The 22,190-nt window shown below is 44.8% G+C and carries 25 protein-coding genes; 19 read left to right on the forward strand and 6 right to left on the reverse strand.

Translation table 11 applies throughout. The features are described from left to right. The first annotated feature begins 9 nt into the window (after window positions 1–9). The 14 genes from rpsH (at window position 10) to H9629_RS09360 (ending at window position 8,585) form a co-directional block, all read left to right on the forward strand. Complete coding sequence (rpsH, locus tag H9629_RS09295) at window positions 10–405, forward strand: 30S ribosomal protein S8 (protein WP_064094520.1); 396 nt, start codon at window positions 10–12, stop codon at window positions 403–405. A 13-nt stretch (window positions 406–418) separates the two neighbouring features. Continuing rightward, a complete protein-coding gene (rplF, locus tag H9629_RS09300) occupies window positions 419–952 on the forward strand; it encodes a 50S ribosomal protein L6 (RefSeq protein ID WP_064094519.1) in 534 nt (177 codons plus the stop codon). A 14-nt stretch (window positions 953–966) separates the two neighbouring features. Continuing rightward, window positions 967–1,317 (forward strand): 50S ribosomal protein L18, encoded by a 351-nt coding sequence (gene rplR / locus H9629_RS09305; RefSeq protein WP_004281497.1) that lies wholly within the window; start codon window positions 967–969, stop codon window positions 1,315–1,317. A gap of 2 nt (window positions 1,318–1,319) precedes the next feature. Beyond that, a complete protein-coding gene (gene rpsE, locus H9629_RS09310; RefSeq protein ID WP_004281496.1) occupies window positions 1,320–1,817 on the forward strand; it encodes a 30S ribosomal protein S5 in 498 nt (165 codons plus the stop codon). A gap of 6 nt (window positions 1,818–1,823) precedes the next feature. Further along, window positions 1,824–2,000, forward strand: coding sequence for a 50S ribosomal protein L30 (gene rpmD, locus H9629_RS09315; RefSeq protein ID WP_004281495.1), 177 nt, complete (start codon window positions 1,824–1,826; stop codon window positions 1,998–2,000). Between the two features lie 3 nt (window positions 2,001–2,003). Next, window positions 2,004–2,444: a 50S ribosomal protein L15 gene (gene rplO, locus H9629_RS09320; RefSeq protein ID WP_064094518.1), complete on the forward strand. Its 441-nt coding sequence runs from the start codon at window positions 2,004–2,006 to the stop codon at window positions 2,442–2,444. Window positions 2,445–2,489: 45 nt separating this feature from the next. Continuing rightward, entirely contained in the window at window positions 2,490–3,809 is a 1,320-nt protein-coding gene (gene secY / locus H9629_RS09325; RefSeq protein ID WP_171254898.1) for a preprotein translocase subunit SecY, read from the forward strand. Window positions 3,810–3,828: 19 nt separating this feature from the next. After that, window positions 3,829–3,945 carry a 50S ribosomal protein L36 gene (rpmJ, locus tag H9629_RS09330; protein WP_000867907.1) on the forward strand — a complete coding sequence of 39 codons (117 nt, stop codon included), beginning with the start codon at window positions 3,829–3,831 and terminating at the stop codon, window positions 3,943–3,945. Window positions 3,946–4,050: 105 nt separating this feature from the next. After that, window positions 4,051–4,407, forward strand: coding sequence for a 30S ribosomal protein S13 (gene rpsM, locus H9629_RS09335; RefSeq protein ID WP_004281492.1), 357 nt, complete (start codon window positions 4,051–4,053; stop codon window positions 4,405–4,407). A 19-nt stretch (window positions 4,408–4,426) separates the two neighbouring features. Continuing rightward, window positions 4,427–4,813 carry a 30S ribosomal protein S11 gene (rpsK, locus tag H9629_RS09340; RefSeq protein WP_004281491.1) on the forward strand — a complete coding sequence of 129 codons (387 nt, stop codon included), beginning with the start codon at window positions 4,427–4,429 and terminating at the stop codon, window positions 4,811–4,813. Window positions 4,814–4,825: 12 nt separating this feature from the next. After that, the gene (gene rpsD, locus H9629_RS09345; RefSeq protein ID WP_064094516.1) at window positions 4,826–5,452 is read left to right on the forward strand and encodes a 30S ribosomal protein S4; all 627 of its coding nucleotides are present in this window, start codon (window positions 4,826–4,828) and stop codon (window positions 5,450–5,452) included. A 16-nt stretch (window positions 5,453–5,468) separates the two neighbouring features. Next, window positions 5,469–6,476, forward strand: coding sequence for a DNA-directed RNA polymerase subunit alpha (locus H9629_RS09350; protein WP_004281489.1), 1,008 nt, complete (start codon window positions 5,469–5,471; stop codon window positions 6,474–6,476). 18 nt (window positions 6,477–6,494) lie between these two features. Next, the gene (rplQ, locus tag H9629_RS09355; RefSeq protein ID WP_004281488.1) at window positions 6,495–6,860 is read left to right on the forward strand and encodes a 50S ribosomal protein L17; all 366 of its coding nucleotides are present in this window, start codon (window positions 6,495–6,497) and stop codon (window positions 6,858–6,860) included. Between the two features lie 234 nt (window positions 6,861–7,094). Next, entirely contained in the window at window positions 7,095–8,585 is a 1,491-nt protein-coding gene (locus tag H9629_RS09360) for a flavin-containing monooxygenase (RefSeq protein WP_064094515.1), read from the forward strand. A 61-nt stretch (window positions 8,586–8,646) separates the two neighbouring features. Here H9629_RS09360 and H9629_RS09365 read toward each other — a convergent pair whose 3' ends face one another. Further along, window positions 8,647–9,819, reverse strand: coding sequence for an acyl-CoA dehydrogenase family protein (locus H9629_RS09365; RefSeq protein ID WP_064102407.1), 1,173 nt, complete (start codon window positions 9,817–9,819; stop codon window positions 8,647–8,649). 183 nt (window positions 9,820–10,002) lie between these two features. Between H9629_RS09365 and H9629_RS09370 the strand changes: the two genes are divergently transcribed. The 5 genes from H9629_RS09370 to H9629_RS09390 all read left to right on the forward strand — a co-directional run bounded on the left by H9629_RS09370 (window position 10,003) and on the right by H9629_RS09390 (window position 15,332). Then, window positions 10,003–10,260, forward strand: a complete 258-nt coding sequence (locus tag H9629_RS09370) for an FAD assembly factor SdhE (protein WP_225215769.1) — start codon at window positions 10,003–10,005, stop codon at window positions 10,258–10,260. Further along, entirely contained in the window at window positions 10,253–10,639 is a 387-nt protein-coding gene (locus H9629_RS09375; RefSeq protein ID WP_191730980.1) for a hypothetical protein, read from the forward strand. Before H9629_RS09370 ends, H9629_RS09375 begins: the two co-directional genes overlap by 8 nt. A gap of 536 nt (window positions 10,640–11,175) precedes the next feature. Next, complete coding sequence (locus H9629_RS09380; protein WP_064094512.1) at window positions 11,176–12,216, forward strand: hypothetical protein; 1,041 nt, start codon at window positions 11,176–11,178, stop codon at window positions 12,214–12,216. A gap of 63 nt (window positions 12,217–12,279) precedes the next feature. Continuing rightward, window positions 12,280–12,852: a rhombosortase gene (rrtA, locus tag H9629_RS09385; protein ID WP_191730981.1), complete on the forward strand. Its 573-nt coding sequence runs from the start codon at window positions 12,280–12,282 to the stop codon at window positions 12,850–12,852. Window positions 12,853–13,049: 197 nt separating this feature from the next. After that, the gene (locus H9629_RS09390) at window positions 13,050–15,332 is read left to right on the forward strand and encodes a TRAP transporter large permease subunit (protein WP_191730982.1); all 2,283 of its coding nucleotides are present in this window, start codon (window positions 13,050–13,052) and stop codon (window positions 15,330–15,332) included. Window positions 15,333–15,394: 62 nt separating this feature from the next. Here the strand turns inward: H9629_RS09390 and H9629_RS09395 are convergent, their stop codons facing one another. From H9629_RS09395 to rnr, 5 genes are all read right to left on the reverse strand, one after another. Next, window positions 15,395–16,276 carry a DMT family transporter gene (locus H9629_RS09395; protein WP_144723656.1) on the reverse strand — a complete coding sequence of 294 codons (882 nt, stop codon included), beginning with the start codon at window positions 16,274–16,276 and terminating at the stop codon, window positions 15,395–15,397. Window positions 16,277–16,337: 61 nt separating this feature from the next. Further along, complete coding sequence (locus tag H9629_RS09400) at window positions 16,338–16,769, reverse strand: hypothetical protein (RefSeq protein ID WP_064102411.1); 432 nt, start codon at window positions 16,767–16,769, stop codon at window positions 16,338–16,340. A gap of 14 nt (window positions 16,770–16,783) precedes the next feature. Beyond that, the gene (locus H9629_RS09405) at window positions 16,784–17,002 is read right to left on the reverse strand and encodes a YheV family putative zinc ribbon protein (protein ID WP_438112979.1); all 219 of its coding nucleotides are present in this window, start codon (window positions 17,000–17,002) and stop codon (window positions 16,784–16,786) included. A 34-nt stretch (window positions 17,003–17,036) separates the two neighbouring features. After that, window positions 17,037–19,076 (reverse strand): M3 family metallopeptidase, encoded by a 2,040-nt coding sequence (locus tag H9629_RS09410; protein ID WP_064102412.1) that lies wholly within the window; start codon window positions 19,074–19,076, stop codon window positions 17,037–17,039. Between the two features lie 410 nt (window positions 19,077–19,486). Then, complete coding sequence (gene rnr, locus H9629_RS09415) at window positions 19,487–21,934, reverse strand: ribonuclease R (protein ID WP_064094505.1); 2,448 nt, start codon at window positions 21,932–21,934, stop codon at window positions 19,487–19,489. Between the last annotated feature and the right edge of the window lie 256 nt (window positions 21,935–22,190).

Genomic DNA, 22,190 nt, shown 5'->3' on the forward strand with positions numbered 1-22,190 from the left:
GCACTATAGATGAGTATGCAAGATACCGTTGCCGACATGCTAACACGTGTTCGTAACGCACAAATGGCGAAGAAACAATCTGTTTCTATGCCTAATTCTAAGTTGAAAGTAGCAATTGCTAACTTACTTCAACAAGAAGGTTATATTTCAAACGTAGAAGTTGCGGATGCTGAAGGCAAACCAACTCTTACTTTGACTTTAAAGTATTTCGAAGGCAAACCAGTTATTGAAACTGTGAAACGCGTAAGCCGTCCAGGTCTACGTCAGTATCGCGGTAAAGATGCACTTCCAAGCGTTAAGCAAGGTTTAGGTATTGCAATTGTTTCTACAAGCAAAGGCATCATGACTGATCGCGCTGCACGTGCTGCAGGCGTTGGTGGTGAAGTTATTGCTTTTGTTTCTTAATAGGTGATTCCTCATGTCTCGTGTGGCTAAAGCCCCAGTAACTGTACCTAACGGTGTAACAGTTACTCAGAACGGCCGGCAGGTCGAAGTGAAAGGCACTAAAGGTACATTGTCTTTCAACCTGCATGCGCTGGTCGAGCTTAAACAGGAAGACGGTACATTAGCTATTGCTCCAGTAGAAGAGTCGAAAGACGCTTGGATGCAAGCTGGTACTGCTCGCGCTGTGCTTAACAACCTTGTAAAAGGTGTGAGCGAAGGTTTCGAACGTAAGTTACAGCTTATCGGTGTTGGTTATAAAGCTGCGGTTAAAGGTGACGTTGTTCATCTTAACCTTGGTTTCTCTCACCCGATCGATTATGCACTTCCTGCAGGTGTAACTGCTGAAACTCCAACTGCAACTGAAATCATTCTTAAATCTGCTGATAAAGCAGCTTTAGGACAGGTTGCTGCAGATATCCGTGGTTACCGTCCACCAGAGCCATATAAAGGCAAAGGTGTTCGTTATTCTGACGAAGTTGTACTTCGTAAAGAAGCTAAGAAGAAATAAGGCGCGAGGTTCTTATGAACGAAAAGAAACAATCCCGTTTGCGTCGTGCGAAAAGCACACGCTTGCACATCCGTGCATTGGGTGCGACTCGTTTGTGTGTAAACCGCACTCCGCGTCACATCTATGCTCAAGTTATCTCTGCAGATGGTGGCAAAGTATTAGCGCAAGCTTCTACTTTAGACGCTACTCTACGTGCGGGTACAACTGGTAACGTTGAAGCAGCTCAAAAAGTAGGTGCTTTAATCGCAGAACGCGCTAAAGCAGCTGGTGTTACTAAAGTTGCATTTGACCGTTCTGGTTTTAAATATCATGGTCGTATCAAAGCCTTGGCTGATGCTGCTCGTGAAAACGGCTTGGAGTTCTAATCATGGCTAAAGTTGAACAAAACGAAGGTCTTGTTGAAAAGCTGGTTGCCGTTGATCGTGTAGCCAAAGTTGTTAAGGGTGGTCGTATCTTCTCTTTCACAGCATTAACTGTTGTGGGTGATGGTAATGGTCGCGTAGGTTTTGGTCGTGGTAAAGCACGTGAAGTTCCAGCTGCTATCTCTAAAGCACTTGAAGCTGCTCGTCGCAATATGATTACTGTTGACCTTGTTGATGGTACGTTACAGCATCCAATTCATGCACGTCACGGCGCTAGTCGCGTATTCATGCAGCCTGCCTCTGAAGGTACAGGTGTAATTGCTGGTGGCGCTATGCGTGCAGTTCTAGAAGCTGTAGGCGTACGTAACGTGTTGACTAAATGCCGTGGTTCTACTAACGCTGCTAACGTAGTAAACGCAACTTTCAATGGTTTGCGTGATATGACTACTCCTGAAAAGGTTGCTGCGAAACGTGGTCTTTCAGTAGAACAAATTCAAGGGTAATCAATCATGAAAACGATTAAAGTTACCCAGACTAAATCTGCATCGCACCGCTTGAAAAATCACAAGCTTAGCCTGCAAGGTTTAGGTCTGCGTCGTATTGGTCATACTGTAGAAGTGTTAGACACACCTTCTAACCGTGGTATGATCAACCAAGTCTACTATATGGTTAGTGTAGAGGAATAAGCCATGACTCTGCGTTTAAATACAATTGCACCTGCAGAAGGTGCTAAACGTGACAACCTTCGTCTAGGCCGTGGTATTGGTTCTGGCGTTGGTAAGACCGGTGGCCGTGGTGTCAAGGGTCAAAACTCACGTAAGAGCGGTGGTACTCGTCCAGGTTTCGAAGGCGGTCAAACAGCACTTTATCGTCGTTTGCCTAAATTCGGCTTCACTAGCCAATTGGCTTTGAAAACTGCTGAAGTACGTTTATCTGAGCTTGCTAAAGTTGAAGGCGACATCGTGTCTCTAGAAACTTTAAAAGCTGCGAACGTTGTACGTAAAGACATGACTCGTGCTCGTATCGTACTTTCTGGTGAAATTACTCGTGCATTCACTATTCAAGGTGTTGCATTGACTAAAGGCGCTAAAGCTGCTGTTGAAGCTGCTGGCGGCAAAGTCGAGGAGTAATCCCCAGTGTCTATGACTCCTAGTTCTTCAGGTCATGTCAACATGATGAAAGGCCAACCATTTCATGTGAAATACCGTGAAATTATTCGTCGAATGATGTTTCTCATTGGTGCGTTGTTGGTGTTTCGACTAGGAGCGCATATTCCAGTACCAGGCATCAATAATGCTGCGTTGGAAAACTTGTTTAATGCAAACTCAGGTACGATCCTGGGTTTGTTTAACATGTTTTCTGGAGGGGCATTAGAACGAATGTCGATTCTTGCTTTGGGGATCATGCCTTACATTTCTGCATCGATTATTGTGCAGCTGATGTCAACGGTGGTTCCTTCGCTGGAAGCTTTAAAGAAAGAAGGCGAGCAAGGCAAACGTAAAATTAATCAATACACACGACAAGGCACCTTATTCTTGGCGCTGGTACAGGCAATAGGTATGTGTGCGGGCCTCATCAGTCAGGGAATTACCCTGAATACTGGTTTGGCTTTTTATGTTCCTGCAGTAACCTCACTGGTTGCCGGGACCATGTTCTTGATGTGGTTAGGTGAGCAGATTACCGAACGTGGGGTGGGAAATGGTATTTCCATGATCATCTTTGCGGGTATTGTTGCAGGATTGCCTAATCTGATTATGCAATCATTGTCATCTGTAGATAATGGCCAGACCAGCCTAATCGGCTTGGTAATTTTTGGTTTACTGTCTTTAGGTGTCTTGGCAGCGATCGTATTTATCGAGAAAGCGCAACGTCGCATTCCGGTGAACTATGCTCAAAAACAACAGGGTCGTCGTGTATTTACTGCACAGCAGACACATTTGCCATTAAAAATTAATATGGCGGGTGTGATTCCGGCAATTTTTGCCAGTTCATTGCTTTTGTTCCCTGCGAGCTTAGGTCAATGGGTGGGCAGTGCAGATCCAAATGCTGGATTTATTAAACGTAGCCTGCAAGATTTGGCATTGGTGTTGTCGCCTGGTCAGCCGTTGTATTTGGTGCTCTTTGGTGCGTTAATTATCTTTTTCTGTTACTTCTATACAGCACTGGTATTTAGTCCTAAAGAAGTGTCAGAGAACTTGAAACGCAGCGGAGCTTACGTGCCTGGTATACGTCCAGGTGAGCAAACTGCTCGTTACTTAGATCATATTCTCAATCGTTTGACGTTTATTGGCGCGATTTATATCACCGTCATTTGTTTGATGCCGATGATATTGCAAAGTTCATTTGGTATTCCATTCTATTTGGGTGGTACTTCTTTGCTGATTGTTGTGGTAGTGGTGATGGACTTTATGGCTCAGCTGCAATCACATCTCACTTTGCACCAGTACGATAATCAAACGTTAATGAGAAAAACGACTGCTCATCCTAAGGGATAAGCGCACTTGAGGTTTCATCATGAAAGTACAAGCTTCTGTTAAAAAAATTTGTGGTAGCTGTAAAGTTATCCGTCGTAATGGGGTTATCCGCGTAATTTGTAGCGCAGAACCTCGTCATAAGCAGCGTCAAGGTTAATCTGATTAAGACCTGTTGATTTCTGTAGGCGAATTAGGTTATTATCCGCCCCTCAAGATTTTTGTGGGGCGGTTGATTATCTACTGCCTTTTTGGAGAAAATTGAATGGCTCGTATTGCCGGTGTAAACATTCCGGATAACAAGCATGCTGTTATCTCTCTAACGTATATCTTTGGTATTGGCCGCCATACTTCAAAAGCTATCTTAGCTGCTGCTGGTATTGCTCCAACTACTAAGATCCGTGAATTAGATGACGCTCAGCTTGATGCGATTCGTGCAGAAGTTGCTAAGGTTCCGACCGAAGGTGATTTACGTCGCGAAATTTCCATGAACATTAAACGTTTAATGGATTTAGGCTGCTACCGCGGTCTTCGTCATCGTCGCAGCTTGCCTGTCCGCGGTCAACGCACCAAAACTAACGCACGTACCCGTAAAGGTCCGCGCAAACCTATTAAGAAATAAGATTTCTGGAAGCTAAAAGATGGCTAAAGATACTCGCGCACGCAAGAAGGTCACTCGTACCGTCTCTGAAGGTGTCGCACACATTCACGCTTCTTTTAATAACACCATTGTGACTATTACCGATCGTCAAGGTAATGCACTGGCTTGGGCCACTTCAGGTGGACAAGGCTTCCGTGGATCACGTAAATCAACTCCGTTTGCTGCTCAGGTAGCTGCTGAAGTTGCTGGTAAAGCTGCTTTAGACTACGGTTTGAAAAACTTGGACGTCCTTGTAAAAGGTCCTGGTCCTGGTCGTGAATCTGCGGTTCGTGCTTTAGGTGCAGTGGGTTATAAAATTAATAGCATTACCGATGTGACTCCAATTCCTCACAACGGTTGCCGTCCACCTAAAAAACGTCGCGTGTAAGGAGAAACATTCATGGCTCGTTATATTGGTCCAAAATGCAAACTCTCTCGTCGCGAAGGGACAGACCTGCAACTTAAATCAGGCGTTAAACCGTTTGATGTTAAGACTAAAAAACATGCGAAAGCTCCTGGCCAGCACGGCGGGGCTCGTGGTGGTAAACAATCTGAGTACTCACTACAATTACGCGAAAAACAAAAAGTACGTCGCATGTACGGTGTTTTAGAGCGTCAATTTAGTAACTACTATAAAGAAGCTGCTCGTGTTAAAGGCGCAACTGGTGAAAACCTGTTGAAGCTACTTGAAAGCCGTCTTGATAACGTCGTTTATCGTATGGGTTTCGGTTCTACTCGTGCAGAAGCTCGTCAGTTAGTATCTCACCGTAGCATCACTTTGAATGGCCGTCGTGTTAACATTGCGTCTATCCAAGTTAAAGCGGGTGATGTGATCGCAGTTCACGAAGGCGCTAAACAACAATTACGTATTAAAAACGCAATTGAATTGGCGACTCAACGTGGCTTGCCTTCTTGGATGGAAATTGACCATTCTAAATTAGAAGGTACGTTCAAATCTGCACCGGATCGTTCTGATTTACCTGCTGAAATCAACGAAAGCTTGATTGTAGAATTGTATTCTAAATAATCCTTGAGGAAGCAATATGACGCGTACTGCAAATGAGTTTCTAACTCCGCAAGCGATCAAGGTCGAAGCGGCAAGCGGGACCTCGGCAAAAGTTATTCTAGAACCATTAGAGCGTGGCTTTGGTCATACTCTTGGTAATGCTTTACGTCGCATTCTTCTTTCTTCTCTACCTGGCGCAGCTGTGGTAGAAGTTGAGATTGAAGGGGTCGAGCACGAGTACAGTACTTTGGAAGGCTTGCAGCAGGACATCGTCGAGCTCTTGCTGAACCTAAAAGGATTGTCGATTAAGCTGTTCGATCAAAATGAAGCTTATTTAACATTAGAGAAACAAGGTGCAGGCGACGTAACTGCGGCTGACCTTCGTTTACCTCATAATGTTGAAGTGGTTAACCCTGAACATTTGATCGGTACTTTAAGTGCCTCAGGCTCATTAAAAATGCGCCTGAAAGTGGCTCAAGGCCGTGGCTACGAAACTTCTGATTCACGCTTCCCAGAAGGCGAAACTCGCCCAGTGGGTCGCTTGCAGTTAGATGCTTCTTACAGCCCAATCAAACGTGTTTCATATACCGTGGAAAACGCGCGTGTGGAACAACGTACTGACCTTGATAAACTGATCATTGATCTTGAAACCAATGGTACTGTTGATCCTGAAGAAGCAATCCGCAAAGCGGCAACAATCTTGCAACAACAAATTGCAATCTTTGTTGACCTTCAGAAAGATCAAGCACCTGTGGCTCAAGAACCTCGTGAAGAAGTTGACCCAATCTTGCTTCGCCCAGTAGATGATCTAGAGCTAACTGTTCGTTCTGCTAACTGTTTGAAAGCAGAAAACATTTACTACATTGGTGATCTTGTACAGCGTACCGAAGTTGAGTTGCTTAAAACTCCTAACTTGGGTAAAAAATCGCTTACTGAGATCAAAGATGTTCTGGCTTCTAAAGGCTTACAACTCGGCATGCGTTTAGAGAACTGGCCACCGGCTAGTCTCCGTATGGACGATCGTTTCGCCTATCGTAGCCGTTAATTAAGTAGGACTATCACCATGCGTCATCGTAATAGTGGTGTGAAATTAGGCCGTACAAGCAGTCATCGTAAAGCGATGTTCCAAAATATGGCTAACTCTTTGTTCGAGCACGAGTTGATCAAAACAACTGTGCCTAAAGCAAAAGAGTTACGTCGTGTAGCTGAGCCTTTAATCACTTTAGCTAAAAACGATACAGTAGCAAACCGTCGTTTGGCGTTTGCTCGTACTCGTTCAGCAGCAACTGTTGGTAAATTATTTACCGTTCTTGGCCCTCGTTACAAAGAGCGTAACGGCGGTTATCTACGTGTTCTTAAAGCGGGCTTCCGTGCAGGTGATGCTGCACCGATGGCTTACGTTGAGCTAGTAGATCGCGAAGTTAACTAATTTCGTGAAGAATAACGTAAGTTGTTCAAAAAGGTCGGTTGAATAAACCGGCCTTTTTTAATGCCTGAAAACTTTATTTGAATAAATCTGAATTTGGTTTACCTATACATCCTGCATAATTGATTTGGCCTCAAAAGATAAAAAAATAGTGGCTTTTTAATCAACTTGACATTGTGTATTGTCAGTTTTGTGATTTAATTAAAACCGATAGCATCGCTTAGGTAAAAGAACAATATGGAAAAGCAGGTAGATATTTTAATTGTGGGTGCGGGGATCTCGGGGATTGGTCTGGCAGTGCATCTTTCTAAACATTGTCCACAACGCTCTTTTGATATTATTGAACGTCGTGAGAGTATTGGCGGAACTTGGGATCTGTTTAAATATCCGGGTATCCGTTCCGATTCTGACATGTCAACTTTTGGTTTTAATTTCAAGCCTTGGCAGAAGGAAAGTGTGCTTGCCGATGGAGCGTCCATCAAAGGCTATCTCTCTGAAGTGGTAGAAGAGTTTAAACTTCAGCCAAAAATCCATTTCCAGCATCGGGTGCTGAGTGCCAATTATGATTCTGCCACCTGCAAATGGTCAGTAGAGATTTTGGATGCGCAGGGCAAGAAGCAGATCTGGATCGCTAACTTCGTACTAGGTTGTACCGGTTATTATAATTATGACCAAGGTTTCCAGCCGGAGTTTCCAAATCAGCAGGCATTCAAGGGGGAATTCATTCATCCGCAGCACTGGCCGGAAAATTTAAACTATAAGGGCAAAAAAGTGGTCATCATTGGCAGTGGTGCCACTGCGATTACTTTGGTGCCTGCCATGGCTAAAGGTGGAGCAGGTCATGTGACCATGTTGCAGCGTTCACCGACTTATATTGCCTCTGTGCCTTCTGTCGATTTTATATATTCAAAAATGCGTAAATATCTGCCTGAAGATCTGGCTTATAAGCTGACGCGGGCGCGTAACATTGGTATGCAGCGTGGAATTTATGCCCTGGCACAAAAGCAACCCAAATTGTTAAAAACGCTGTTGCTTAAATCAGTAAAATTTCAACTGAAAGGTAAAGTGGACATGAAACACTTTACCCCGAATTATGAGCCTTGGGATCAGCGTCTGTGTGTAGTGCCAGATGGTGACCTGTTTAAAATCTTACGTGAAGGGCAGGCATCAGTTACAACCGATCAGATAGAAACTTTTACCGAAACCGGGATTCAGCTGAAATCGGGTCAACATCTGGATGCTGATATTATTGTCTCTGCCACTGGCCTGAACATACAAATTCTTGGCGGGATTCAGGCGACGATGGATGGTCAGCCTGTCGATACCTCGCAGCATATGCTGTATAGAGGCGTTATGGTGAGTGACCTTCCGAATATGGCGCTGATTATTGGCTATATTAATGCTTCCTGGACGCTTAAAGTGGACATTGCAGCAGAATATATTTGCCGTTTGCTTAACCATATGGACCAACAACATTTTGATGAAGTCATTGCAACAGGCGATGCCACAGAACTGATGGATGATACTGTGATGGGCAGTCTGACATCGGGATATATTGCCCGTGCAGCAAATGTGATGCCAAAGCAGGGTAAACATGCTCCGTGGAAAGTCAGCAATAATTATCTCGCCGACCGTAAGGAACTGAAACAGGCTTCGTTTGAAGATGGCGTGCTGAAATTCAGGAAAAAGAGCAATGCACTTAATCATAAGCCGCGTCTAGTTTCTTGAATTTGAATTTTTAGCGTACAGAAAAAGGAGTCCTGAGTGACTCCTTTTTAATTCGTCGGTTTTACAGTGAGCGCGCGATGAGTTCTTTCATGATTTCATTGGTACCCGCATAAATCCGGTTGGCACGGTTATCGATATAAGCCCGGGCAATTGGATATTCCAGCATATAACCATAGCCGCCATGCAGTTGCAGACATTCATCTACGACTTTGCTGTACATTTCTGAAATCTTGTATTTGGCCGCAGCAGCGGCATCCACACCCAGTTCCTGCTTGAGTTGCAGCTGCATACAGCGATCCAGATAAGCGCGGCAGACATCGATCTCGGTACGCAGTTCTGCCAGTTTAAAACGGGTATTTTGGAAATGGCTGATGCTCTTGCCGAATGCCTGACGTTCCTTGGTATATTTTACTGTGTGGGCAAAAGCCGCTTCAGCACCTGCCTGACAGATAATCGCCACAATCAGGCGTTCCCAAGCCAGTTCCTTCATCAGCATCATAAAGCCCATGCCTTCCAGACCAAGCAGGTTTTCTTTAGGAACCCGAACATTGTCAAAAAACAGTTCGCAGGTATCCTGGCCTTTCATACCGATTTTATTTAAGGGCTTGCCTTTACTAAATCCCGGCCGGTCGGCTTCGACCATCATCAAGGAGAGATTGGCCGAGCCTTTGTCACTATTACCTGTTTTACAGACCACAATGGCCATATCGCAAAGATAGCCATTGGTAATAAAGATCTTGGAACCATTAATGACATAGTCTTCGCCATCCAGTACTGCCGAGGTGCGCACTGCTTGCAGGTCAGAGCCCGTGCCTGGTTCGGTCATCGCAATAGCGGTGACGACTTCCCCGGAAGCCATTTGGGGTAGCCATTGCTGTTTTTGAGCTTCATTGCCAAAGTTCAGCAGATAATTGGCGACGATATCCGAATGCAGGGAAAACCCGGTGGCTGAGTCTCCGGCATAGGCCTGTTCTTCAATCAAGATCATGCTATACAGCCGATCTACACCAGAGCCGCCATATTCTTCAGGCATGGTCGCACAGAGTAAACCAAGCTCACCAGCTTTATTCCATAGCTCTCGATCTACATGTTGCTGATCTTCAAAACGCTCGGTATATGGAATAACTTCCTTTTCATAAAACTTGCGTACCGTTTCGCGAAAAACTTCATGCTCGGCAGTAAAAAGTTGGCGGGGCAGCATGGGAGTAAGCGGGCGAATGGCTGCAGATTGCATCTTGTTATTCCTTATTTTGATCGGTTTACTTTAACTTAGGTCAAGCTGGGAACAGCGGCAATGAGCGGAATGTTCAAATCAGCTAAATCTGCTGATGCTTTTGGTCATTTCTATGAAATCCCTCGAAATTCAGTTGATGCTTCAGGTAAACTATTCGGGTTTATAACGAATTGGGGAAATTCGATGACTGATGACATTAGCTTGGAAGAGCGCAAAGTGATTTACCGTGCGCGTCGTGGTTTAAAAGAACTGGATGTCTATTTTGATCTCTACGTCAAAAATTACTATCTGAATGCTGAACCTTTTGAAAAGCAGATGTTTGCAGAGCTGGTGGAGCAGGAAGACCCGGATTTGCTGGACTGGTTTATGGAAGTATCCGAGCCGCCGCGTCCTGAACTGAAAGATTTTATCAAGAAGCTTAAATTTTACGTTCATGGATAATCGCTGCTTCAAGCTGAAACGCAGTCTGTGTGCATTGGCGTTTCAGCTTTTTATTTTTGCACTGTTAATGTATTTGCTCTATCAGTTACTACCGTTTGCACTCTGGTTGCTGTGCGCACTCATAGGACTGCTGGTGTACCATCTGTTTTACCGCAAGACGCCACAAATTGAACAGTTTGAATATCTGGATGGCCGTGAATGGTCATTGACTGCCAAAGCAATGCCAACCCATCGGGTGTCTATTAGTCATGTCATTGATCACCAGGCATATATTGTGGTGTATTTCCAGCATGCCAAGGCTCGGCCTTTACTGATCTGGTGTGATCAATTGCCACTCAAGCAATGGAAAGCTTTAAAAGTATTGACTAAATTAATTTAATTGTAAGACAAATGTTTTTTAATTATTTTATTAAAATTTAAAATAAACAAATACTTAGATTATTGCGGGCTTTTTGTTGTCAGACAAAAATCAAGGTTAATTCATGACTTAGATGAATTGTCTGACAATTTATCCCCTGTGTTTTATTTTTAGCCTGTACATTGAGCCTACCAACAGCAAATACGGGAGACCCTGATGGAATTTCCAGTGTGGATTTTTCTGATTGTAGCGATTGTTTTGGCCCTGGTAATTGGACGAATCGGGACGGTGCTGAAGGATAAATTTTCATCTTAATCAAGCAGGGTTTAAACCACTTCTCTGTTTGTACAGTTAATAAGTAGCATGTGCTGAACCGTCGCAATGCTACTTTTTTTCGCCCAAAATTTGGGATTCTCCTAAATACAGTCAATTGCAGCGTGGTCATTTAATGGCAAAGTGTCTGGTCTAAATTAGAGTAAATACTCTTTTATTCACAAAATGCTTCTGATATCTTTAGCAGAAAGATGGACATAATCACAATTATAGAGGACAGGAAAATGTCAGGCGTCCGTAAAATATGCCAAGGTATGGCGACTATTGCAATAACAACTACAGTTTTGACGGGATGTTCTCAGGTTATTAAAACTGGTGCCAATGTGGCACTGGGTTTCACCGAAAATCATATCGTCCCACCGATTTTAGCGATGGATGATGCTGAAATGGTGTGCAATTCAGGAAATTCTTTAACGCCGGCCATTATGGCAACCAAAGAAATGGGAGCAGATCCAACCCGGGTGGCTGTACTGATGTATTCAGCTGCCGGTATTTGTGCTGAACAAAAAGCACTTGAAGCCGAGTTGCGCTATTTACGTGCTTCAAAAACCAATCAGGTAGCAGAAGCCCAGGATGCCCGGATCGAGCAGAAGCGCTGGGCGGCACTGGCAGCACAGCGTCAGTATACCGGTTATCAGCTGTTTCAAAGCCGTTATGAAAAGAAATATCAAAAAGCCTTGGGTGAAGAATGCCCGCGCATGAACAGTGACATCGAGCAAACCGTTTATCTGCTGGGCATGCTCAGTGGCTTGCAGGCCATGACCAATGATATTAACTCGGGTGGTGCAGTGCATGTACCGAAAGATATTGCTGCCGTGGTCGAGCGAGGCATGGTTTGTCTGGATAACGCGAAATTCTGGGGTGCACCGAATGCCACTCGTGCGGTGATCTGGACCTTGTTGCCAGGCGCCGGGGACGGTAAACCTGACCCTTACCAAACCTTAAAACAATCTACACAAATTGGTGAGCAAAAAGGTGTACGTTTATCTCATGCCTTGTATGCCGTAGCCGCACAGGCTAGTGGTGATGATGCCAAAGTCCGCGATGCCCTTAAAACTTTTGCTCAGGCCCGTACTGAAGACAAGCCAGTCAATCCACAATTCAAGCTGATTGACAGTATGGCTGCAATTATGGTCAGCGGTATATCTGATCGCTATTGGACAGAAAATACCGGTGTACGCAGTGGCGATGATGGCATGCAACGTTTCTGGGATGAGTCAGACAGCTCTTCCGAACTCGATGAGCTGTTCAGCGCGGATTTGTAAGCAGCACCATATAAGCTTCAGGAGTGAAGTCAAAACTAGAGAAGCAAGGAGGGCAATAGGCCGATGCTAGAGCAACATTTTCGACAAAAAATTATTTTTCTAGCGGCTTTTGTCTCTCTTTGTGCTTGTCTGCAAATTTTCAAGGACGATTTCATTTATTGGCGAGAGAGTCTGCTTGGTGAATTCTGGCGACTCTGGACGGCACACTGGGTTCATGTAGGTTGGACCCATTATTTCCTTAATATTCTTGCGTTTATCTGTCTTCCTTTTATTTTTCCACGCGTTAATATCTGGCATTTTTCCGCCATTTTACTGATCTTGTCACCTTTGATCAGTCTGAGTTTTTATTTTTTCTTGCCGAATATTGAAGCATATGCAGGGTTGTCAGGCGTATTGCATGGCGCGTATGTCGCCGTAGCCTGTATGCATTTGCAGTATAAGCGGGAACGTGGATTTGCGGCGCTGGTGCTGTTTCTCATCTTGGCCAAACTGGTCTGGGAAAATACCATTGGTAATTCCGGAACAGCCCAACTCATTGGTAGTCCAGTGCTGGTAGAAGCACATTTACTGGGGGTGATCTGGGGGGTGATTCTGGCAGTCATTTATATTGTGACCAATTATTTTAGGGATAGCTAAAGTGTAGGAATAGACAGCTACTTGGCAGAAAAAACTAAAAGAAAATATAAATTGTCATTTTTATTATGCCGGTTTTCATGCAGATTCAAAACATAGAATAAATATCCTGACTTTTGAAAAGGAATTTTCGGGAGCAGAAGGCAAGATCAGCGATCTGGATCAAGCGACAGGCCGCTAAAACAATAATAGGAAAACATATGCAAAATGATGATCAAAACAGATCAGGATTAGGTCTGTTGCGTTATATATGGACAGAGTGGATCTCGACCTTTGTCGTGCTGGTTTTACTTTTGCTCACTTTGATTATCGGCACCGGGGAAATGATTCACGGCCAGTTGCTGCGTATGGGCGAGCGTATTTACGGCGATCCGGCAACCGGAATGCAATATTCATTTTTACGTGCTGAACCGACACGCCCACAATGTGAACGTAATATCAATGTCGATCAGCGTGTTCAGCAACAGATGAAAGCCGATGCGGCCGATGAATATGCCGATTTCTTTGGCGTGCGCTCGGAAGCGGATGTCCGTGCTGCGGTATTACAGGCACAGCAGGTCTGTGAAGAATCTTACCTGTTTTATGACAAAGCCATTCAGTATGTAGAAGCTCATCCAAGTATTCGGGCTTATCGGACATTTGAAACCTCTTTCTTTGGCATATTCAAGTTTGGTACTGAAAACCGGGCTTTGCTTCTGGTCATCATGGTGGTTTTCGCTGCAATCAGTGCCACCCTAAAAACCCATCATATTGGCCTACGCAGTCCAAGTACCCGAATGGACTTTAAAGTCTATTCGGTGGCCATGCTGGTTGCTAATGCTTTTCTGGCATTCTCATCTTATAGCCAATACCAGTCTGTGTTGAATTCGGGTGTGCCGATGGGCGAAATGAAATACATCTACTGGCTGTGGATGATTCTGTTTAGCACACTCACTCTAATTAGCCTTTATCAGGTCATCAAACCACCGAAACCGACACGTGAGGGTGGTAATTTTGGTCTGGCCTTTCTGAGTGTGCCGCTGTATGCCTATATGGCCATTACTACCGGGATAAACTTTACGTTCTTTATGGACTATCCAATGGGACAGGGGATTTACCTCGGTCAATTGGTAGAATTTTCTAGTATCTTCCTGAATCTGGCCTTGTTTATCTGGGCTGGTATGTTGCTGAAACAGACCCGTGTTGTAGACATGTTCCTGAATATTCTGCGTCCATGGAATCTGGCACCTGAAACCCTGACCTGGTTAATTCTGCTGGCCGCTGCATTACCGACCGCCTATACCGGAGCATCGGGGATTTTCGTCATTGCCGCAGCTGCGATTATATATAAGGAAGTCTGGAATGCGGGTGGACGCCGTCAGTTTGCACTGGCGGCCACAGCCATGTCCGGTTCACTGGGCGTAGTCTTACGCCCGTGTTTGCTGATCGTCGTCGTGGCTTCACTGAATAAAGAAGTCACCACCGATTTGCTGTATCACTACGGGATTTATGTCTTCCTGCTCAGCTCTACTTTGTTTCTGGTCATTTCCCTGTTTGTTGCAGAAAATAAATTCCGGATTGCTGCACCTACTGTAGCTGCGCCTCAATCCGGGCGTGCCTTCGTTGCAGTTATTCCTTATATCGTGATTTTCATTCTGATCTGGCTATTCTATAAATATGCCTTGTCGACTGATCTGAATGAATTTACTGCACCTGTGATGATGCCTGTAATTCTGCTGATGATTGTCCTGTTCGACAAGCTGCGCCACGAACCTGCGCCACTACCGGCAGTGGGGCATTGGGATGACACCTTGACCGCGACTTTAAACTCCAGATCGGCTCCTGAGCTGGCAACAGCCGGTGCCGTGACCAATGCAGAATATCGTGAAGCTGAACATAGCCAACAAGCAGGCAAAGAACTGGTGGTTGATCATGGTGTGCGGCGTTCAAAAGCGACTGAAATTTTGCGTCATGTCGGTTTCTGGAAATCTATGCATATTTCTACCAGTGAAACTGTAGGACATATTGGTGCGCTGGTGATCCTGATGGCACTTTCAGTGAGTGTTGGTGGCTTGCTGGAACGTATGGAAATTATGGAAGCCTTTCCGACTGATATCAGCAGTACCATTCTGGTGATATCACTGATTGTCGGCTTGATGATTTTTGTCGGGATGATCATGGATCCATTCGGAGCGGTCATTCTGATCTCTGCAACGGTTGCTCCAGTGGCTTATCAATACGGCATTCATCCGGTTCATTTCTGGATGATTACCCTGATTGGTTTCGAGCTGGGTTATGTGACGCCGCCAGTGGCACTGAATCATTTACTGGCCAGGCAGTCGATTGGCGATGCCGAAGTGGCTGAAGCCGATGCAGAAGTACGACACTTGTCTTTCTATTACCGTTATGAACGCTGGATTTTGCCGGTGATTGTGTTGCTGCCTGCGATGCTGATCATTGCTTATGTACCTTATATCTTTAAGTTGTTCGGCTGGTATCAATAAAAGAAAAGCAATAAAAAAGCACCTACGGGTGCTTTTTTATTTATTTGATTTAAATTCTTTAATCAAACTTTGGATGAATTCAGGCGCTTTTGCAGGATCGAACTACACAGCAAAATGGCACAGAAAATCAGACCTAGCCCGATCAGACTATATAGGTCCGGAACTTCATGCCAGAACAGAAAGCCCCACATGCCAGCAAAGAAAATTGCCACATAGTTGACTGGTCCAATCTGTCCTGCCGGAGCCAGTTTATAAGCATTGGACATGAAGAGCTGACTGAAATTGGCCAAAAGGCCGGCAGCGACAAGAAAGCTGAGTTCTTTCAGGGTATAAGGTCGCCACAGCCAGAACATCGGAATCACGGAAATCAATGTGCCAATAAAACAGAAATAAAACACGATTTTTTCTGGTGACTCGGTTTTGGTCAGTGCCCGAACCGTGACAAACGCCATCGCGGCCAGAAAGCTGGCACCCAAACCAATGGCTGACATCAGGTTGAATAAACCAGAATCCGGTTTGGCGACACAGAGTACCCCGATAAAACCAATCAGAGCTGCGGCTAACATGCTTAAGGTAATTTTTTCCTTGAGAAATAGCCAGGCAATCAGTGGAATAAAAATCGGGGAAGAGTAGGTGAAGACCATGGCATTGGAGAGTTTTAAGTGCGCGATGGCATAAAAAAAGCCGTACATGGCAGTCAGACCGACCACTGCACGCCAGGTGTGCATCCACAGTTTTTCAGTCTTAAAAAAATCAATTCCCTTGTTAAAAATGAAAGGCAAGAAAATAAACAGCCCGACAAAGTTTCGAAAGAAAACCACGGTGGCATTATCAACCGTTGCCGAGGCATAACGGATGCACACGCCCATGACTGAAAACAGGAAGGCAGAGCAGGTCAGTAACAGAACGGCTTTGAGCAGATGCGGAGTGGCTGGGGCGGACATGCAAACAACTGAGCTAGAAGATCTGACGATATTCTAGCTGAAAAACCCCAACCTATTCTGATTATTGTGCCAGTTGTGCTTCGAGTAACTTGATTTGTTCTTCTTTAAGTTTAATCAGATCATCAGCAGTACTGTGCTGTTGCTTCAGGCTTTTTTCCTGTTCATCAAGCTGCAGCTGAATATCTTCCAGTCGGGCAATTTCCTCTTTGGCCAAGGTGGCATTGCTGGTAACTTCTTCTGTCATAATAGAAGCATCTACTAGCACATTGTCAGAACTAAGCGCATCTGTTACTTCTGGCTTGGTAGCCTTTTCAGAATTTTCAGAAATGGTCTGCGGTGCCGGTGCATTGATCAGGTCACCCTGATGTGTTGGCAACGTTTCATTTTGTGTGAGAAAGAATTGTATAATTATCCAAACAGCAATAATCACAACAATTAATCCGCTCACTATTCCCCATAAAAGTTTAGGATTTTGTCGATGATCTGGAGTCATTTAGGTTCCCGAAATTATTTTTTTGGCTGACGGGGTTTAAACTGAATCACACCAATTTCATCTGGAACTTCAGGTGACTCAGGTTCATCGATATGAGTAGGACGATTTTCTTCATACCCACATTCGATACATTCAATCCATTCAGCTTCACCATTGGTCAGCATGACGATCCGATCCAATGCCTGACATTTAGGACATTTTGCGCCTGCAATGAAACGGCGTTTGAGAGTCATCATGCTTACCCTGTGATTAACTTAAAAACGTAGTTTAAGCGTTTTTAGAGCCGTTCGTCCAACCTTGATGACGCAGTAATGCATCTATTTTTGGCTCGCGTCCACGGAAATTGATAAATGCGTCAAGTGCTGTATCTTTTCCGCCAACTGCTAGAATTTTTTGTCTAAACTGCTTTCCAGTTTCAGTATTAAAAATCCCTTCTTCTTCAAAGCGGTCGAAGGCATCACTGGCCAAAACTTCAGCCCATTTATAGGAATAATATCCCGCTGCATAACCGCCGGCGAAAATATGACTGAAGCTGTTTTGGAAACGGTTATAGTCAGTGGTCGGCAAAACTGCATACTTTTCGCGGATTTCATTCAAAGTATCCTGAACCTGCGCTGCATTTAAGGCTGGATTGGCACGGTGGATACTCAGGTCAAACAGGGCAAATTCAAGCTGACGCAGGGTTTGCATGCCAGACTGGAAAAAACGTGCATCGAGTAGGGCTTTGAGCAATTCAGCCGGTAGGGATTCTTGGGTGTCGATGTGTTCACTGAGCACATCCAGACTTTCCTGATCCCAGGCCCAGAACTCCATAAACTGGCTTGGCAGCTCAACCGCATCCCAGGCTACGCCATGGGTACCAGCTACCGCAATATTGTCTACCTCTGTCAGCATATGATGCAGGCCATGACCAAATTCATGGAACAGGGTAATCACTTCATCATGGCTCAGTAGTGCAGGACGACTACCGACAGGAGGAGTGAAGTTACCGACCATATAGCAAATCGGCTTTTGCAGGCCGTCACTGGTCTGCATACGGGAACGGAAGCCACTCATCCAGGCACCGCCACGTTTGCCCTGGCGTGCATACAGATCGAGATAGAAGCCGCCAATCACCTGACCTTGATCTTCCAGTTCAAAATAATGTGCATCCGGATGCCAAACCGGTGCATCACGTTCAATTACCTGTATCCCATACAGGCGATTGACAATACTGAACAGGCCTTGCAGGATTTTTGGCGCAGGGAAATAAGGTTTAAGTGCTTCCTGTGACAGGTTAAATTGCTGCATTTTCAGCTTTTCAGAATAATAGCTGCTGTCCCAGGGTTGCAGGTCACTAATGCCATCTTCAGCAGCAATTGCTTTCAGTTCACTAACTTCTTTCTCTGCCGGTACACGGGCATGTTCTGCCAGATCACGCAGGAATTCATCTACCGCCTCTACACTCGGTGCCATTTTGCTGGCTAAGGACAATTTCGCATAATTATTAAAACCAAGCAGCTTCGCCATTTCCAGACGTAAACTGAGAATTTCTTCGATCAAGGCAGTATTGTCAAACTCGGTCTGCCCAGACTGATCTGATGCTCGCGTCACATACGCCTTATAGAGCTCTTCACGCAGAGGACGATTTTCTGCATGGGTCATGATTGCCAGATAGGATGGAAAATCCAGGGTAGCCACCGGTTGATCCAGTTCATGCTGCTTGCCATACTGTTTGAGCAGTTCAATATTGTTTGCCGATAAGCCCGCTAGTTCATCTTCATTTAATGGTCTGAAGTAGGCTTGAGTGGCATCCAATACATGATTCGAAAAATCTGAAGACAATTGGGACAGGCGCGCAGAAATTTCCGCAAAGCGCTTTTTCGCTTCTCCTTCCAATGCCACACCAGACAGTTTGAAATCACGTAAGGCCAGTTTGATGGCACTTTGCTGTGCGGCCGGGAGTTCATTAAAGATGGGTGCATCATGAATATGCTGATAAGTCTGATACAGCGCTGTATGTTGACCGAGTTGCGTATAGTATTCGCTTAGACCGGGTAATAAGGCCTGATAGACATCACGTGTTTCCGCATTGTTTTTCACGGCGTTGAGATGTGAAAGAATGCCCCAAGCCTCACTCATATTATTTTCGAGTGTGTCGACATGTTCCAAAATGGCAAGCTGTTCCTGAGCTGATTCAGGTGTTTCGGTAAGTTCATTCAGGAATTTTTGACCTTCAGCAATACAGCTTTCAATCTTTTGTTTAAGTTCTTCTAGGGTAATCTGATCAAATTGCGGAACAGGCAAAGTTGCCTTTTCTAAAATCATGTCGTTTCTGCCAAATTAATTTTCAGTATTAAATTTAGATGTAGGGCTTCTAGTGAGAGAAATCAAGGCAGTTAAAGTTTTTTCTCTAGCTTTGTATTTAATATTTTGAAGTTATTCAATAAATTCACTATCAGATGAGGGTAAGCCTTCTAGTTCATTTATATCGATGATGGAAATATTGGTGATTTTAGTTTTCCATAGGTTTAAAGGGTGTTGATACCAGTAGGTGACTCTCATGGTGATAGGATTATTATTTAAAGCCTCTTTAAGGCCTCAGTCATAAGCAAAGCCATTAAAGAAATGTTCAGAGTAAAAGTAGTGATGGTATCCATTTTTATAATTTTCATTTCGTAATATTTTGATTATAAATAAAAAAGAGCGCCGTAGCGCTCTTTTTAAACTGTCACAGATTATTCAGTCTTGGCTTTTGCATTGGACTTTTTCTTTTTAACCTTGGCCTTTTTCTTTACTTTACCTTTATCCTTTGCTTCAGACTTTCCTGCAGATGATTTAGCAGGCTTGTTGCTGTAAGAGCTGGGTTTTCCTTTGCCTTTTTTGCGTCGTCTGGGTTGTTCTCCATCAGCGTTCAGGTTGGATTTAGACTCACGCTCATTGCTGCCAAACACTTCTTCTGTCGCAGTAGGACGTGGTAGAGGTTTTTTCTCGCTTACTCGCGGTGCACGGGCACGGACTGCACGGCCGGCATGACTGAGCTGTTGGATCAGTTCGAAATCAATCTTGCGCTCTTCTAGATTTACACCGGCAACCTTGATCTTGACTTCATCCCCTAATCCAAAGATCTGACCGCGGTTCTGGCCGACCAGATTCTGACTGCTTTGGTCATAGACAAAGAAGTCATCACCCAACTGGCTGACATGTACCATACCATCGACATAAAGGTCTTTTAGCGTGACAAACAGGCCGAATTCTGCCGTCGCACTGACAATGCCCACAAACTCTTCACCCAGATGCTGCTGCATATAGTGACATTTGAGCCAGGTGGTTACAGAGCGGGAAGCTTCATCAGCACGGCGTTCTGTTGCAGAGAAATGTTCACCGGCAGCCTCTAAAGCCCCACCTGAAAGTGGAGATGGCTTGTGATTTAAATGTGCCTTGATGGCACGATGCAATAGCAGATCCGGATAACGGCGAATTGGCGAGGTGAAATGTGTATAAGCTTCATATGCCAGACCGTAATGGCCTGCATTGTTGGCACCATAATAAGCCTGCATCATGGAACGCAGTAACACGGAATGAATACTTGGTGCATCGATCCGGTCTTTAGTCGCCTCAATCACGGCCTGATAATCGGCTTGCGTTGGCTGTTCCGGGAATTGCAGACCCAACAGCTTGACGAAATCACGGACTTTCTGGATACGCGAAAACTCAGGTGGCTCATGCACGCGGTACAACATTGGCATTTCATTTTTTAATGCATATTCTGCGGCTGCCACGTTGGCCAGCAACATACATTCTTCAATCAGCTTATGTGCATCATTACGGGTGCGTGGAAGAATTTCTTTAATTCCACCCATTTCGTCGAAGGTCATGTAAGTTTCTACAGTTTCAAATTCCATGGCATGCCGTTCAGAACGTAAGCCTTTGAGAACCTGATAAAGCTGGAACAGGGTATTGATCGACTTGCGAACTTCACGGTCTTCGGTAATGGCCTGGCTGTCGCCTTCCAGATACTGTGCGACCTGATCATAGGTCAAACGTGCCTTGGAGTGCATTACTGACGGATAGAACTCAAAACCGGTCACACGGCCAGCACGTGACAGTTTTAAATCACAGACCATACATAAACGGTCAACGTTCGGATTTAAAGAACACAAGCCATTGGATAGAGCTTCAGGTAACATCGGTAAAACGAAGTGCGGGAAGTAGACAGATGTACCGCGTTCCTGGGCTTCATCATCCAGCGGCTTGCCAGGACGTACATAATGGCTGACATCGGCAATCGCCACGACTACACGATAACCACCACCTGGACGTTTTTCGGCATAAACGGCATCATCAAAGTCACGCGCATCTTCACCATCAATGGTCACTAGTGCCAAATCTCGAAGATCCACACGGCCTTCGCGATCTTTCTCTGTCGGTTCCTTGAAGCTTTCAGCTTCTTTAACGACTTCTTCCGGAAATTCATAAGGCAGGCCATATTCCAGAATGGTTTGTGGAATGATGATCTCGGTATCGGCCTTGTCTGCCATGGACTGCACAATATGGCCGGTTGCAAATTCTTCTTTGGTCGGGTAGCGATCAATCGCAACGCGAATAGAATCACCGACTTTGACCTTGGCATGTTCAATCAGCTCTTTTTCCAGGGTAATCGGCTGATGTGCATTTGGAGCAGCCGGCTGAACAAAGTATTCACCTTCATACTCTGATACTTTACCAATGATCTCTTTGACACGATGCTGCAAAACTTCGGTAATAAAGCCCCAAGACTTACCTTTACGATCCACTGAAGTCTGACGTACTTTAACCCGGTCACCATTAAAGACCTGACGCAGTTCACGCTCAGGGAGCAGCAAATCATCTTCACCTGAAATATTGGCGGTACCGCTTCCCTTTGAGTTGATATAGACCGTTGCTTCATGCTCAGGCTGTTCTGCCGCAATCTGGAACTTATAACCGTCTTTCATCAGTTGGCCGTCACGTACCATCGCAATCAGACGATGGCTCAGGGCATCAATACTTTTTTGATCAGCAATTTCAAAATGTTCGACCAGGTCTGCATGGGACTGGGCATTGTTCTTTTCGATAGTTTCTAAAATCAGCGTGCGGCTAGGGATAGGGTTGTCATAACGTTCGGCTTCAGCTTTTGCTTCAGGATCGACCCAGTTTTTCATCATGTCTTTAAATTTATCTTAGGAGATTGGTTTAGCATAAAACATGTATGCGCAGACTGCACGTAAATGATTGCAATAATCCATTTAAGTTTTCAATTTTCTGTTAATTTTCGATAACTGGAAATTTATGCAGTTTTTTCGCTATCAAAATGCACGAAAAATCGAGGAATTGCTTAAAAAGTATTTAAACGAGCAAAAATATGCACTTTTTTTTGATGCTGCGCTTGCAGTGCCATGCCGAAATTTGTATTATGGCCGC

Origin of the sequence: Acinetobacter pecorum, assembly GCF_014837015.1 — a bacterium.
Lineage (GTDB): Bacteria > Pseudomonadota > Gammaproteobacteria > Pseudomonadales > Moraxellaceae > Acinetobacter > Acinetobacter pecorum.

What these genes read in the sequence shown, in the direction of transcription:
- rpsH (WP_064094520.1), top strand. Translation starts at nt 10, where the DNA reads ATGAGTATGCAAGATACCGTTGCCGACATGCTAACACGTGTTCGTAAC.
- rplF (WP_064094519.1), top strand. Translation starts at nt 419, where the DNA reads ATGTCTCGTGTGGCTAAAGCCCCAGTAACTGTACCTAACGGTGTAACA.
- rplR (WP_004281497.1), top strand. Translation starts at nt 967, where the DNA reads ATGAACGAAAAGAAACAATCCCGTTTGCGTCGTGCGAAAAGCACACGC.
- rpsE (WP_004281496.1), top strand. Translation starts at nt 1,320, where the DNA reads ATGGCTAAAGTTGAACAAAACGAAGGTCTTGTTGAAAAGCTGGTTGCC.
- rpmD (WP_004281495.1), top strand. Translation starts at nt 1,824, where the DNA reads ATGAAAACGATTAAAGTTACCCAGACTAAATCTGCATCGCACCGCTTG.
- rplO (WP_064094518.1), top strand. Translation starts at nt 2,004, where the DNA reads ATGACTCTGCGTTTAAATACAATTGCACCTGCAGAAGGTGCTAAACGT.
- secY (WP_171254898.1), top strand. Translation starts at nt 2,490, where the DNA reads ATGAAAGGCCAACCATTTCATGTGAAATACCGTGAAATTATTCGTCGA.
- rpmJ (WP_000867907.1), top strand. Translation starts at nt 3,829, where the DNA reads ATGAAAGTACAAGCTTCTGTTAAAAAAATTTGTGGTAGCTGTAAAGTT.
- rpsM (WP_004281492.1), top strand. Translation starts at nt 4,051, where the DNA reads ATGGCTCGTATTGCCGGTGTAAACATTCCGGATAACAAGCATGCTGTT.
- rpsK (WP_004281491.1), top strand. Translation starts at nt 4,427, where the DNA reads ATGGCTAAAGATACTCGCGCACGCAAGAAGGTCACTCGTACCGTCTCT.
- rpsD (WP_064094516.1), top strand. Translation starts at nt 4,826, where the DNA reads ATGGCTCGTTATATTGGTCCAAAATGCAAACTCTCTCGTCGCGAAGGG.
- H9629_RS09350 (WP_004281489.1), top strand. Translation starts at nt 5,469, where the DNA reads ATGACGCGTACTGCAAATGAGTTTCTAACTCCGCAAGCGATCAAGGTC.
- rplQ (WP_004281488.1), top strand. Translation starts at nt 6,495, where the DNA reads ATGCGTCATCGTAATAGTGGTGTGAAATTAGGCCGTACAAGCAGTCAT.
- H9629_RS09360 (WP_064094515.1), top strand. Translation starts at nt 7,095, where the DNA reads ATGGAAAAGCAGGTAGATATTTTAATTGTGGGTGCGGGGATCTCGGGG.
- H9629_RS09365 (WP_064102407.1), bottom strand. Translation starts at nt 9,819, where the DNA reads ATGCAATCTGCAGCCATTCGCCCGCTTACTCCCATGCTGCCCCGCCAA.
- H9629_RS09370 (WP_225215769.1), top strand. Translation starts at nt 10,003, where the DNA reads ATGACTGATGACATTAGCTTGGAAGAGCGCAAAGTGATTTACCGTGCG.
- H9629_RS09375 (WP_191730980.1), top strand. Translation starts at nt 10,253, where the DNA reads ATGGATAATCGCTGCTTCAAGCTGAAACGCAGTCTGTGTGCATTGGCG.
- H9629_RS09380 (WP_064094512.1), top strand. Translation starts at nt 11,176, where the DNA reads ATGTCAGGCGTCCGTAAAATATGCCAAGGTATGGCGACTATTGCAATA.
- rrtA (WP_191730981.1), top strand. Translation starts at nt 12,280, where the DNA reads ATGCTAGAGCAACATTTTCGACAAAAAATTATTTTTCTAGCGGCTTTT.
- H9629_RS09390 (WP_191730982.1), top strand. Translation starts at nt 13,050, where the DNA reads ATGCAAAATGATGATCAAAACAGATCAGGATTAGGTCTGTTGCGTTAT.
- H9629_RS09395 (WP_144723656.1), bottom strand. Translation starts at nt 16,276, where the DNA reads ATGTCCGCCCCAGCCACTCCGCATCTGCTCAAAGCCGTTCTGTTACTG.
- H9629_RS09400 (WP_064102411.1), bottom strand. Translation starts at nt 16,769, where the DNA reads ATGACTCCAGATCATCGACAAAATCCTAAACTTTTATGGGGAATAGTG.
- H9629_RS09405 (WP_438112979.1), bottom strand. Translation starts at nt 17,002, where the DNA reads ATGACTCTCAAACGCCGTTTCATTGCAGGCGCAAAATGTCCTAAATGT.
- H9629_RS09410 (WP_064102412.1), bottom strand. Translation starts at nt 19,076, where the DNA reads ATGATTTTAGAAAAGGCAACTTTGCCTGTTCCGCAATTTGATCAGATT.
- rnr (WP_064094505.1), bottom strand. Translation starts at nt 21,934, where the DNA reads ATGATGAAAAACTGGGTCGATCCTGAAGCAAAAGCTGAAGCCGAACGT.